Source organism: Syntrophotaleaceae bacterium (assembly GCA_041390365.1).
Classification (GTDB): domain Bacteria; phylum Desulfobacterota; class Desulfuromonadia; order Desulfuromonadales; family Syntrophotaleaceae; genus JAWKQB01.
Map to the genome: position 1 here is coordinate 144,184 of JAWKQB010000003.1, position 13,053 is coordinate 157,236.

7 protein-coding genes are annotated in these 13,053 nt (G+C 50.9%); all 7 read right to left on the reverse strand.

The window, feature by feature from the left end; all coding sequences use genetic code 11:
- Positions 1–17: 17 nt before the first annotated feature.
- Complete coding sequence (locus tag R2940_13170) at positions 18–1,121, reverse strand: HigA family addiction module antitoxin (protein ID MEZ4600733.1); 1,104 nt, start codon at positions 1,119–1,121, stop codon at positions 18–20.
- Entirely contained in the window at positions 1,114–1,461 is a 348-nt protein-coding gene (locus R2940_13175; protein ID MEZ4600734.1) for a hypothetical protein, read from the reverse strand. Before R2940_13175 ends, R2940_13170 begins: the two co-directional genes overlap by 8 nt.
- A 250-nt stretch (positions 1,462–1,711) precedes the next feature.
- Positions 1,712–3,292 (reverse strand): class I SAM-dependent DNA methyltransferase, encoded by a 1,581-nt coding sequence (locus R2940_13180; protein ID MEZ4600735.1) that lies wholly within the window; start codon positions 3,290–3,292, stop codon positions 1,712–1,714.
- Positions 3,293–3,518: 226 nt separating this feature from the next.
- The gene (locus R2940_13185; protein MEZ4600736.1) at positions 3,519–5,051 is read right to left on the reverse strand and encodes a class I SAM-dependent DNA methyltransferase; all 1,533 of its coding nucleotides are present in this window, start codon (positions 5,049–5,051) and stop codon (positions 3,519–3,521) included.
- Positions 5,052–5,134: 83 nt separating this feature from the next.
- Entirely contained in the window at positions 5,135–8,485 is a 3,351-nt protein-coding gene (locus R2940_13190) for an AAA domain-containing protein (GenBank protein ID MEZ4600737.1), read from the reverse strand.
- A gap of 59 nt (positions 8,486–8,544) precedes the next feature.
- Positions 8,545–11,562: a DEAD/DEAH box helicase gene (locus tag R2940_13195; GenBank protein ID MEZ4600738.1), complete on the reverse strand. Its 3,018-nt coding sequence runs from the start codon at positions 11,560–11,562 to the stop codon at positions 8,545–8,547.
- 5 nt (positions 11,563–11,567) lie between these two features.
- Positions 11,568–13,046 (reverse strand): EH signature domain-containing protein, encoded by a 1,479-nt coding sequence (locus R2940_13200; GenBank protein ID MEZ4600739.1) that lies wholly within the window; start codon positions 13,044–13,046, stop codon positions 11,568–11,570.
- Between the last annotated feature and the right edge of the window lie 7 nt (positions 13,047–13,053).

Below are 13,053 nucleotides of genomic sequence, written 5' to 3' on the forward strand. Positions count from 1 at the left end.
CAGGGCTTGAAAAGCCATCATTTTCCCTTGCCAGCCGACCAGCGATAGAAAACTTTCAATTTATTTCCAATTCCTTTGGGGAGACGACCGTCATGCTGCAACCGGCCAACAACAATTCCCGGGGCAATTTGGATTTCTTCAGCGAAGGTAACAACAGGAGCAAGAGATCTCCCATCCCAACTGGCGAGGAACCGACGATACTCTTGAGGCGGGATCAACTTGTCGCGGGAGAAAACATTTGCTTCCTCTTCCTTCTCATTGTCTAAACCATTCTTCCCCTCGATAAAGACATCTTTACGACCGTGCTTGAGAATATGACCTGCCTCGTGAAAAAAGGTGAACCAAAGATGGTCATTGCTCTTGTAGCGCAAACTGAGCTGAATCACCGCTCGATCACCAAGCCATCGTGTTGCGCCGTAAGTCCCCGTCTTGGGGAGTTCAGGGACAAAAACAACGGCGACACCGGCAGAAGCGCAAAGTTCGACCAGCCTGGGTACAAACACCCCGGGGTCTTCCTCTCTGGTCAAATCACGAGCTTCACCAAGAACATTCTGAATGGTTTTTTTGTCGAAGGGAGCACAGGCAATCTGTTGCGCCTGGATTTCTCCTTGCCGCAGCCAGGCTGAAACCGATTCTGCACAGTTTTCAAAATTATCTGTCTGCCTGTAAGCGACCTGATGTTCGCGCCATACCGTTTCCCATTGGGCGGGAGAGGCAATACCGAAAAAACAGAGAACCGCTTCCAGTTTCTCAAACTTGGTCTTCAGCTTGGGAATCCACCCAAGTTTGGCCATTGCCGCAACGGGGACTTTTTCCAGCCATTCCAAGTCGGATTCCATGCGCTGCTGCTCTGCGATGCGCAAGCGATCCTCCTGGTACTGCGTTTCCAAATTGCTCCAAAAATGCGCTGGCCGACCCAGGGTTCGCTCCAACTTCAATGCTGTCTCGGTCGTGATAGGTGCTTTGCCCTTGATGATTTCGTTGATGGTTTTTTTGGCCAAACCCATCCGGTCGGCAAGCTCGGCCTGAGTCATGCCAAGATCATCCAGATAGTCCTCAAGAACCTCTCCGGGGGTAACCAGATAATCCGGGACAAAATGGTTTGCTTGCGCTCTACTCATGGGTATCCTCCACTCCCAAAATCTTGATAGCTGTCACCTGCAGCCAATCCAGACCACCATTCTCATGTTTGGGGGCGGGGTCATGATCGGGAATGAAAATCAAGCGATAGGGATGGTCTAGATCTACGGATAGCTGGCCCTTGCGTTTTCCCTGAGTCAACTCATGGCATCGGCTGGGGCCACTTTTGGGGGGCCAAAAATCCATCAGGCTTGTAGCTGCTCGAAACTCCGCCATTCGTATGCGGATCTTTTTCGCTCGCGTGGCCCCATGTACCTTGTTGAGATGAGCCCCCTCATTGAACTCTTTTTCAAGTTTTTTGTTTTTAAAGGATATATCCAAACCCACCCCGCGTCAATAATTTTATTAACCCGACAAGTTAACAAAAAGATAAAACCCTCAAAGAGATCCGCAATAGACAACCTTGTAAATACCTGAATTTTATTGACAGTTATCAATAATCTGCTCAAAAAAAACCTTTTTCTTTCGAGAGTGTGCTGTTGACTTTGCCCGATCGAGCAGGAAACTCCCGCTGTAAATCTCCAACCAATTGCTGGACAACCGTCGTTCCTCAAGGCCTACCGCTCGACGATCATTCGCCCGATGTTTTTATCAATTTCGTGGTCTCAGGAAATTGATCCCGTACCATTTCCCCGGCGCCGGGGAAATGATCTGTCTGTTGTTCAAGTACCTCAAAGAGGCCGTTCATGGATTTCCGCAGAACCATCGAGCTTTGTTGCCAGTTGGCAATGGCCTGCTTGAGACTCGTTTTACCATAAGGCGCTTGTGCCTCCGCAACTCTCCCCGCCGCAGCCTTTTTCGCCCGCACATAGAGCGGGATGCTAAGGTTGCTGCCTTTCTCCCGGATCTCGTCATTACTGACTACCTGGGCAAAACCGTCCTCGTCGTTGAAGGATTGGTAGGCAGCGACAATGCGCTGGATGTGGTCGTCTGTGAGAAAGCTCTGCGCCCGCTCGCGGGTTACCTCGTTCACTGCATTGACGAAAAGCACCTTGTTCCTACGCTCCTTGGGCTTGTTCATCCGGCAGATGACGACGCAAGCTTCCATGGGCGAGTTGTAAAAGAGGTTGGGACCGAGGCCCAGCACGCACTCCACCACGTCGTGGGCGACCAGCTTCTCGCGCATGGCCAGCTCTTCGTTTCGGAAGAGGACGCCATGCGGAAACAGGATGGCGCAGCGGCCGCTCCTGGCCTTCATGCTCTTGATGATGTGCTGCCAGAAGGCGTAGTCGGCGCGGCCCTGGGGCGGGGTGCCGTAGATGTTCCGGCCCCACGGATCGGCGGACCAGGCATCGCGGTCCCACTGCTTGATGGAGTACGGCGGATTGGCCAGGACCACATCGAACTGCATGAGCCGGTCGCCTTCGACAAAGGCGGGATTGGCCAGGGTATCGCCCCGGACGATGCGGAAGTCCTCGATGCCGTGCAGGAACAGGTTCATCCGGCCGATGGCCGAGGTGAGCAGGTTGCGCTCCTGGCCGAACAGCCGCAGGTTTCGCCACTCCTTGTTCTGCCGTTTCAGATGGGCGACGGCGGAGAGCAGCATGCCCGCCGAACCACAGGTGGGGTCATAGATCGACTCACCCGGTTTGGGCTCGAGCATCTCGGTCATCAGATGGACCACGGTGCGGTTGGTATAGAACTCCGCAGCGGTGTGGCCGGAATCGTCGGCGAACTTTTTGATCAGAAACTCGTAGCCCACACCCAGCTCATCCTCCGGACAGTTGGAGAGCGAAAGCGTCTGCGAGCTGAAATGCTCGATCAGCTCGCGTAGCATGTGGTCCGGCAGGCGGTCTTTGTTGGTCCACTGAGCGTCGCCGAAGACCCCATACAGGGTGTCGGGGTTGGCTGTTTCGATAGCCCGCAGGGCATCCTGAATGGCCTTGCCCACGTTCTTAACCTTGGTTCGGGTGGCCTTCCAGTGGGCGTCCACCGCTATCTGGAAGCGGTGCTGTTCGGGAAGCGCGGCGTATTCCTTATCACCGCCGGATTCCTCCAGTGCATCGGCCAGCTCCTCGTCGTACACGTCGCACAGGCGTTTGTAGAACAGCAGCGGGAAGATGAACTGCTTGTAGTCCCCGGCGTCGATGTAACCGCGCAGCAAGGTGGCCGCGCCCCAGAGGTAGGATTCGAGTTGGGCTTGGGAAATCATTGCACCTGCCTCCGGAAAATCTTGAGTCCGCAGTGGGTGCATTCCCACGCTGGATCGTCGTCGCTGATACAGCAGCCGCCAAGCGTGATCCTGCCTTCATTCATTTTTCGTTCTAACTCCTCATCGAACGCGGGCATGCCATAGAGGATGCTGGCCAGAGGGGCCTGCCCGCATTCGGGACATTTCCGTGGTTTCTGCGCACGTTCGACTCGGGTTGATGTGTTGCTCATGCCATTAACCCTTCTTTTTCGAGCAGCGCCTTGAGCCTATCCTCGGCCGCATACGCCGCCTGCAGGGATTCCTTGAGGTTGGCGATGGCCTGATCGATGGTCATGGATTCTTCCTCGATCACCGGCTCCACGTAGCGGGGAATATTCAGGTTGAAATCGTTCTCGCGGATCTCGTCGAGCGTGACCACCCGGCAGATTCCTTCCACATCCTGATAGTCCTCGTACCAGCGATGGATGTTGTCCACGTGTTCCGGCAGAAGCTCGTTCTGGGCGCGGCCGGTCCTGAACTCCTTCGAGGCGTCGATGAAAAGCACCTTCTGGCGGTGGGCCTTGGGCTTGCTGTCGCGGAAGACCAAGACACAGGGCGCGAGACCGGTGCCGTAGAAAATGTTCTGGCCGAGACCTATCACCGCTTCGAGCATGTCCATCTCCAGCAGCTTCCGGCGGATCTCGCCTTCCTTGGACATGCGGAACAGCACGCCATGGGGAAGCACCACGGCCATGCGGCCGGTCTTGCGGGCCATGGATTTGATCATGTGCTGGACCCAGGCGAAGTCGCCGGACTTGGCTGGCGGCAGCCCGGCAAAGTTGCGGCCGTAGGGATCATTGATCCAGACATCGTCCCCCCACTTTTCCAAGGAGAAGGGAGGATTGGCGATGACGCAGTCAAAGGTGGCGAGGCTGTCGCCTGAATAAAAGGCGGGCAAGCGCAGGGTGTCGCCGCGTTCGATATGGAAATCTTCCGCGCCGTGGAGAAAGAGGTTCATCCGGGCGATGGAGGATGTGGTCAGGTTCTTTTCCTGGCCGTAGAGCTTGCCCAGCATGAGGTTCTCGTCGCCGCCATGCTCTTTGACGTGGTGTAGCGCCTCGAGGAGCATGCCGCCAGTCCCGCAGGCCGGGTCATAGATGGTTTCCCCGGCCTTGGGCGCAAGGATGCGAACCATCAGAGCGACCACGGAGCGCGGGGTATAGAATTCACCGGCCTTCTTGTTGGTGAGGTCGGCAAATTTCTTGATCAGATATTCATATGCCTGGCCGAGAATGTCCGCCTTGCAGTGCTCATTGCCCAGGTTGAGCGACGAGAAGTGTTCGATCAGATCCTTGAGCAGCGCGTCCGAAAGGCGGTCCTTGTTGGTCCACTGGGCATCGCCGAAGATGCCGTGCAGTGTGTCCGGGTTGGCCTGCTCAATGCAACGCATGGCCTTCTGGAGCGCATGGCCGATATTGGCGCTCATAGCCCGTACATCTTTCCAGTGACAATCGTCTGGAACCTGGAAGCGGTGGTTTTCGGGGAAGTGTGCGTATTCCAAATCGCCGGCGGACTCTTCGAGGGCAACTGATAGTTCCTCGTCATACACATCCGAAATACGTTTAAAGAAGAGCAATGGGAAAATATAGGTTTTGAAGTCAGCCGCGTCGACCGGGCCACGCAAAATGTTGGCAGCCTCCCAGAGGTGACTGGAGAGGGTACCGATATCCAGGTCACCAAATTTTTTGTCAGACTTGTTATTTCCGTTCTTTTTACTCATTCAAAATTTCCAGTATTTTGATAGTCCAAAGGGTCAAACATTGCCTGAATGAATCCCCTAGTTCTGAAATTTGAAACCCCAATTTATTTTCTTTTGAGCCAGTCTTTAACCCACTTAACGCAAACTTCCATTTCGTCCCTGATCTCGTAGACCCAGAACCTTTTTACCTCCCACCCCAGCTCAATGAGCCTTTGATTCCGGATCTGATCCCTTCGGCAAAGTTCCCCGTTCCAGTTGCGATGATAACGCTCTCCGTCCACTTCGATATTCAGCTTCCGCTCGTCGTCCAGCAAAGCGAAATCAAGGGCATATTGTTCGACATCATATTGTGGAATCGGTCTTAGGCCTGCTGCATAGAGCGCCTTGTAAAAATCTCGCTCCCAATCGGAAACTCTTTCCGGATAGGTCACAGGAGGATAATCGGGACCCAGCTCGTTTTGCTCGACATCAGTCTTTCGGGCTGTATCTGAAGAAAGGCGTGCCGTGTAATCGGCAAACGACGCAAGGTAATCCACCCCGGAATCGAGAGCAGCTTGACGGTCACCAACTACCTGGAGCAAAGAGCGCGCCCTGGTGATGGCGACATTGAATAGGTTTCCGGTATTTTTCAGAAATCCCAAGGCGCCTTGGCTTATCCCTTGAGAAACCACAGGGGAGAAGAACATCACGTCCCGTTCGTCTCCTTGGAATTTATGTACTGTGTCGACCAAAAATTCTGCCTGAAAAAGACGGGTAGCCAACGTGTCGTCCGCATGAACCAGTTCCCGAATTTTGTTGGCTTGAGCGCGAAATGGAGTCACGACTCCTACGGTACCGGGATACCCACGGGTCAACATGAGGTCCCGTAATTGGGCAACTAGTGCTTTAGCCTCCGATTCATTGACAGCCCCACCGTTGGTTGGCCGGCGTACAGTTCCTGCATGATGGGTCCATCGGACTGCCGGCTTGCCGTCGTTTAACGGCTTCAATCGGTCATAGCGTGTCGCAACTCGGAGGTTACCTTCATAGAAAAACCTGTTGGAAAAATCAATGATCTGAGCATGGGAGCGATGGTGGTCTTTCAACGCGACAATGTCTTCCGGCCGAGCCAAACCGCTGGCAAGGTTGAACAGAGAGTTGGCGGAATATCCCCAGGAGGCATGACCGTCCAAAATTCCATGTTTTCCAAGCAACTGCTTATCTTGCCTCATGCTGATGGTGCTAATATGGCTGAGTTGTTTTGGATCGCCGATGATTACAACCCGTTTGGCCCTGAAGAGCAATGGCAAAGCCGAAGCGATGTCACACTGACTGGCCTCATCAATCACCAACAGATCAAAAAAGCTTGGTTCAAAAGGGACCTTATTGTGAGCAGAGAGGGAAGTCACCGCCCAGCAGGGCAACATATGAGAGACCTTAGGAAAGAGCTCGTAATACCTTCGATATACGCTTCGGTCCGCTCGGGCATTAGAGCCACTTTCTCCAACCATCATTTGAAGAACTGAGGCGTACTCACTTAACAGCCGACGGTCCTGCTGTGAGATTCGGCTGGGCTGGAGTTTAACCCAGTTCTGCCACAGGCGCTCGGAATTTCCGGCCATCTTTTGTGTAAGCCTCAACTGCCGCCCGGCCAAACACTCCATGGACGGCTGCTTTTGAAGGATGGCCAGAGAATCGAAGTAATCCTTAACCTCTCGGGCCGAGGCTATCCTGGAAGCCATTTCCTCGCCAAATTTCCTCCATAGGGGCAAATTGCTCTCGGACGGCGCATTGGTTGACACCGGTATCTTGAAGGTCGCTGCCAGTTGGCGCTGCTCTTCTATTGCAGCGGCGAGCGCCGATAACCTTTCCTTTACCTTGAAGAACCAAAACAGCCTTGATATCAGGGGCTGTTTCTCTTTCCGGCAGGCAGTCAAAGCGGATTGATAACGTTGGATACTAATGCCGGCAGCATTACTGTCGAGTTCTCTGAGGGCTGTAAAGAGGTCTTGCCCCCATTGCTCGCGATATTCGGCAACCGCGCGCTCCAGTCGATCGACGGTGTTTCTGGCCTCCATCGTCTGATTTATAAGACGATCCAGCTCGGCAAATTCCGCCAAGACGGATTTATGGCAAGCCAAGCATTCCTCGTACTCGGCCTGCTGTTCCGCGGTAGAGGTAGCTGCAAGGAGTTGCACCAGATATTCTGCAAGTTTCCCCTGGTATTCATTGGACCCCATACGGAGCAAGACCGGACGAGAGCCAAGCCCATTAACACGCGCTTCGACGACATCCACCGCCTTGTTATTTTTGCTGGCGAACAACACCCTTTGTCCTTGCCAGGCGGCATTGATCAGCAGGTTGGTTACCACCTGCGACTTCCCTGTTCCTGGTGGTCCTGTAATTACCGTCAAGGGTTCCACCAGAGCACGGTTTATTGCCTCGCGCTGTTCCAAATTCAGTGAAAGGACCTCTAGCAGCGCCTTTGGGCTTTCGATCATTTCTGCGACAGGGGCCCCATCGAGCCATTGTCCCAAAGCTGTATTTGCATATACGCCCTCGGGAGTCTCAGAAAGTTTTTTCAACTCTGATTCCAATCCCTGCGTGTATGGAGAACGCTCGCCGAACAGAAGAATTGCGCGATTATAGATGCCCTGTTTCTTGATTTCTGAAAGGGGTGTGCTTTGGTGTAAATGATGAGGGTCCGGATCTTCCAGCCAGTCCCATTCGGCTCTCAACTGGCGAATTTTCAGGAAAACATCATCGGCTTCCGGAAGATCCTCTTGAGGATTATTCAAACCCAACTCTTCAGCGAGGAAAATGGCCTCTTCCATGAGGCTTCCTGCTCCACCGCCGGTAAGATAAGAAAGGGCCTTGAAATTAAAATGGGGAAGGTCCCCGGAGAGGTGAGGCAATTCATGTTTATCAGTAGGATCGAATTCGAAAGGAAATAAAAAGATAGGTTCTACAAAAAAGCCCGACCAGCCCTTTTTCCCAGTATGCTGACGGAGTCTGGTCGGGTAACCAAGATAAAGGGACAAGCGGCCACGATCTTTTCGAACGCGCCCATATAGTTTCCGAGCCTTTTCTGAGCTGAAAAACCCTCCCCCCTGGCAATCAAAAAGCTCGTTTTGATCCAGCTCGACATAATCAGGATCACCGTATTGATTATAAGCAAAAGTGCTTACCCCCATACTTTCATCTTGGGATAATGCCTCCAGGTAATATCGGCAAAGCCTGCTTAGGGGAGTATTTATTTTGGGCAAAGGTGTTGAGTCGGCAGATCTAGGTCCCTCCTGTGCAGAATCAGTTGGATACCATCGATAAGATTTATCCTGCCAAACTTTCCCATTTAACTTCCCATAAAGGAAACTATTGATCTCTTTCTTGTCTAACCCTAGTTTTACGGCAAGATCACGGGCCTTTTGGCCAGGGTTCTCCTTAATGGAAGATAGAATTTGATCAGCTATGGACATAAAAAAGAAAACCAAAATGAAAGAAGTTTTAATTTATGTGCAAAGAAAATGCAATTAAATCAGTGAGAAAAAAGGCTTTCCTCTAATTCCTCCTGTGTAACGATCTGCGGTGTCACCACCGCATCCTTTAAATTGATTTTCTTCGACAGCAGCCTGTCCAAATTGACATCGAAGGAACTTAACTTCGGATGATGCAGTGCCGGAAGATAAATATTCACATCCTTTTTCTGGCCGATGCGATAGATTCGATCGGTTGCTTGGGACTCCTTGGCAGGGTTCCAGTGACGCTCAAGGTGAATGACATTGTTCGCCCCAACGATAGTCAGACCTACCCCGGCAGCAATGGGAGACATAATTATGATGCCAAACCCAGAAGCGTCCTCGAATTCGGAAATTATCCCTTTTCGAGTCAGACTTTTCCCTTTAGATGCAACAGCCTGAGTGTCCCCATTGATGATGTCGATCCTTATCCCGAAAATTTGCTCCAGCCAAACCTTCAGGGCCCTTTGCAGTTTTTTCGTCATGGCGAAGATAATGACTTTTTCCCGCCGGGATTTTATCTCCTCCAGAATCGAAACTACGTTTTCCAACTTGGCAGATTGACCGAGAACCTGTAGCGCTTCATTTTTAGAACTCGTCACCAACTTTTTCACATCGGCAAGAGATGGGTGCAAAGACACCTCGCGTAGTTGCATCAATGATCCAAGAGCAAGTCCCCTTCCCTGCCCTTCCATGCGCTGCTGGCTGTAGCCATCGATAATTTCGTCGTAACGGGATAACTGATGCCCCCGCATTACACTTTTGATCTCAGGCTTGAATGCCCATCCGCCAAAACCATTATTGGGCACACCAGTAAATACTCGCTTCTCGGGTAAGCCCTCAATATGGTCTTCCTTCAGTCGCCGCAGCATGAATGGACCAACGTCCTGTCGCAACTTTTTCCCCACATCTAATCGCACATTATCAGTCTCATCGGGAGGAGCCTGGTTGATTGGTTTGACATATTCCTCCCGGAAATCGGGCCAGGTGCCCAGCAATCCGGGTTGGGCCGTATCCATCAGGCACCAGAAATCAGAAAGGCTGTTTTCAACTGGAGTACCGGTCGCGAGCAATTTGAAGTAGGCTTTCAGCCCTTTGGCTGCTCTGGTTTGCAAAGCGTTCGGGTTTTTTATGTTCTGGGCTTCGTCAAAAACCACTACGCTCCAGTCGACCCGACAAAGGGAGAACTGATAATCCCGGAGAGTTTGATAGGTAGACAGGACTAATCGCTTTGGCATGTCCAGCCGCTCGGCTCCATAGGCACCGCCAACCTTCAAGGCATATCGAATGGCATCTTCGGGAAGGACATCCTCGTCAGCAAGTCTCTGTCGGATTTCAGGTGGCGCTCCGGCTATCTTGAATCGTTTTAAATCCCTTCCCGCTTGCAATACCACAATGTCGCGAAAGGGGGATTTAGCGAAGGTCTGGGCGACCTCATCTTCCCAGTTTTCAAGAAGGCTAAGCGGAGCGATGACCAAAACGGGCTTTTCGGTAAGTGAAGAAGCCCGTAAATGGCTATAGAACTCACCAATCCCCACCAGGGCCATGTAAGTTTTCCCCAAACCCATATCATCGGCCAATAAAGCCCCCTGGATTCGTTGCACGTCATCAGATTCACCTTGCAGTGATGAGTGCATTAGCCCCATCATCCATTCAATGCCTTGCGCCTGGTGGGGAAAGGGGGACCGGGAGAAAACGGAATAATCGATGGCTCTTGGATATGAGGAGGATTCCGCCTTTTTCAACAACTCAGGACCAAGATCTTCAACCTCTTCCAAAAAGACTGTGGAACGCTCTTCTGTATCAGATTCAGTAGGAAGGGAACGTTTTTCTTCTGGATGAAATCTATTTAAAGTCCTTTCAATTGCCGCACATTCTTTTTCGATCTTCTCTGGGAAGGAGATGTCGATAAGTTTTCCGCCGAAGGCAACAACCTCGGCCCCTTGCTGCCTTGCAATTTCGACTTTTTTTCGAAACTCTTCCAACTCCTCCTTACTTCCAATAACTGCCTTCAGTTCCTCGGCATCTTCGGCCGACTTACTAGAAAAAAACCAGTCGATTCCAGAGGTATCGGTTTCACCAAACTGCATGAACTGAAACCGGGTTGCCCCTTTCACTCGTAAGGAAAATCCCGTCTCGAGATCAACCAACGATGCATCCAAAAAGGCCGATGGCGTCTTAAGGAATGCCTGGACTTGCGATTTTGGAATCCGACGATTACTGATGATTTCCTGGGTAGCTTTCAGACGCGTTTCATCCAAAACGATAATTTGGTCCCTAACCCTTAAAGTGCCGAGGCCGTTCGCTTGATTCAACTGTCCTAGGCGTGATTGAATATCGTCAGTGGCAGCTCCTGTTCCAAAGGACGGAACTAACACAAGGCTGCCGTCTGGCTGCTCGGTCGCGGTTACTCCAACTTTCTCGGGCTGGGAGACTTTCAAAATATTGAAATGGGAAAGGTCGATAGGCATTCCATGTTCTTGAGAGGCCTGCAGTTTTCCAACCAGATCAAGGTTGAGATGTTCGGTTTTTTCTTCTGGAGCCAACCGCTGGTGCTCATCAACCGCCTTGAGAGCCTGCCATTCAGCGGCAGATAAAAGAAAACATTCTTGGGGACTAAGTTGAAGGCAGGGTCCCTTCAACTTATAAACGGGTACTCTTTCACCGGTAGGCAGGACTGGATTGATTTGTACGGAAAAGGCGCTCTGACCGGTTTGCCCGGTTACCCTGGAATCAAAGCGCCCTTTGAAAGGTGGAGGAAGTTCCAGAAGATCAGCGGCATCAGGCTCCAACCTTACTGCAAAATCGGAAGGAATGGTAAAACCGTTTGCAATCCGGAGTGCCATCCCCTGTTCTTCCATCATCTTCAGGCATACATATTGATGCAAAAGCCAGCCGCTACCCTGTCCGTTTTCGCAGGCCTCAAATATATCTTTGGGTAAAACAAAATTAAGACCCTCTTGGTCGGCAATCTGAGCAAAGCGCCTCTCATTTCTGTCTTTCGCGATGATTTTTTTAATAAAATTCGTTAGAGACATAATGATCACAATCCGAATCGATACTTATAGGACCTGTAATCTTCCTTAGAGAAGAGCTCTTCAACATCTAGTTCAACACCCAGGTTTCTTAAATGTTCAATCGCTTTTGCCTGCCAAGTAATATTTGGATTGTGTATAATATCAGCAATTCTGTTCCAATCAGAATTGAATTCTTTAAGATAAGCATATCTTATATCTGAACTAAGCTCTTGAGGAGTAAATTCTTTATTCGAATAATCCATGAGATTAATTTGAGATGGCAATTTAGGAAAAACCCAAAGTTTAAAGCTATGACTTCCCTCTATCAAATGCACTTCCCCTACGCGTAGATATATCATTGATCGATAGGGATCCTTGACAAAGGCATATTCTGGAAGTTCATGCCGGAGATAATTTTTATTCAGATATTTTTCGGCATGCTTACCTACGAACAACCTGCTGTCCGAAATTAACCCCTGACGGTAAAGCCCTTCCAGAAAAGCCTTTCGAGCTGGAAACATTCGCATCAGATCAGAGTTCCATGTGCTTTCTCCGTATTCCTGCAATATTCCCAGAAAAAGCAAAAGGTCAAAACGCGAAAGCCAACCCCTGACTTTACGAATTCGATCTTCACCGAGGAAAGCCCACCATTTTTGATACCTTTGGCTTGCCTGCGGCACGCGAGGGTCACCTGCTATCGTTACAATGACTCGTCGCCAGGTATCGGAAACATCACTTGGTAAAGACCTGTCGATCAACAGAGTAAGAATTTCGTGGCCCATGAGACGCCCCTCTTCGGCCGGAGCATTGTAGACCTGGGGTTTGCAAATTTCAGTAAGCACAGGATGGTCTTCACCAACAGAAAGTTCCCTGATTGTTTGCAGGTAATAGTGAAAACGCGCCACCCTTTGAAAACGGCCCTCCTGGCATCCATCCACGGCCAGATCTTTTAGGGCCTGGTCCAGGTCAATGCCAAAGGTTTTGGCATAAGTCACCAAATTTTTGGGACCATTGATGGTGAATAAAATATTCCTGTGCTTATTCAGGATTGCAAAATCACCCTCCCCCGACTGTCCAAAATTTTGAGCTATCTCCAAACAAATAAGATCACAAAGGCGATTAAAAACTTCTCTCTCTGCGATTTCGTCAAAATGAACAAAAAAGGCTGTAATCAATTGCAGGAGGCTGAGTCGCCCTAACTTTGGACGTGGCTTGTAGAGGCTCTCCAAAAGATCTTCGGTAACTGGAACATCTTGGAAAAAATCCTTGTTTTTTCCAAGCAAATGGGTCAAAGCCCGGACATCAATAGAGCTGTGGATCTCGCCGGCCATGGCATGGCCCCTGCCATCTTTTGCCAATTTCCAAAGCCGTTGGCAGGCTTTTTTAAAGCGGTCGGATCCTTTACCCGTCTTCCCTGCAAGATCTTGCATTTTGTTCTTGCACCTTTCAAGAACGGCAAAATCCGCGGTTTTCCATTCGGGAAGATGGAACACCAGATTTAGCAATCTAAAA